Here is a 718-nt window from a genome sequence, read left to right as displayed (position 1 = left end):
CGCGGGGCTGATCAGCGAGCTCGGCGTGGAGGCCGTCCAGGTCGACGACGAGAAGCTGCCGCGCTACATCGCCGGCGTGCTGGCCCGCTTGCAGGAGGTCTGGATGGGTCGGCAGATCGCCGAGGTGAAGTCCAAGCTGCAGCGCATGTCGCCGATCGAGCAGGGCGACGAGTACCACGCGCTGTTCGGCGACCTGGTCGCGATGGAGGCCTACCGGCGCAGCCTGCTGGAACAGGCTAGCGGCGACGATCTGACGATGTGAGGGCCTCGTCGGCCGCCCGTTCGTCGGCCGCCCGCTCCATGATGGCCGTTTGGTCGTCAAGCTCGGCGACCGTCACGAAGCCGGAGTCCGGGGAGATCCGGTTCGCGACCTTGCGGCGGCCCCCTTCGATCATCGACTTGGCCACGGGACTGCTGGTCAGCGCGCGATAGGTGCCGACGATCTGCTCGTAGCGGCGGCGCCCGGCCTTCGAGCCCAGCACGTAACCCAGCCCCAGCACCACGACATACCGGATCAAAAGCGTTCCTCCCGACTAGCGACCGTTCCATCCTGCCTCACCCGGCCCGGTGCGTGCGCGCCCGATCCGTCCTTATGCAGTTGGGCGCGGATATGCCAGTACGCTAGAGTCGTCCCGCGATCGTGTTGATCCCCTGTAGCTCAATTGGCAGAGCGTTCGGCTGTTAACCGATAGGTTCCTGGTTCGAGTCCAGGCGGGGG

At 66.9% G+C, this 718-nt stretch carries 1 protein-coding gene and 1 pseudogene; one reads left to right on the top strand and one right to left on the bottom strand.

The window, feature by feature from the left end:
• Positions 1-262: pseudogene (locus tag A9X05_RS10595) on the top strand (DNA primase); the annotation flags it as partial.
• On the opposite strand, the gene A9X05_RS10590 reads toward A9X05_RS10595, so the two are convergent.
• Positions 237-518, bottom strand: coding sequence for a hypothetical protein (locus A9X05_RS10590; protein ID WP_067748435.1), 282 nt, complete (start codon positions 516-518; stop codon positions 237-239). The pseudogene A9X05_RS10595 and the gene A9X05_RS10590 overlap by 26 nt on opposite strands.
• Positions 519-718 lie beyond the last annotated feature (200 nt).

Origin of the sequence: Mycobacterium sp. E3298 (assembly GCF_001666895.1) — a bacterium.
Classification (GTDB): Bacteria; Actinomycetota; Actinomycetes; order Mycobacteriales; family Mycobacteriaceae; genus Mycobacterium.
Note: the sequence above shows the minus strand (reverse complement) of the source record. Positions and strands in the feature narration are given on the sequence as shown.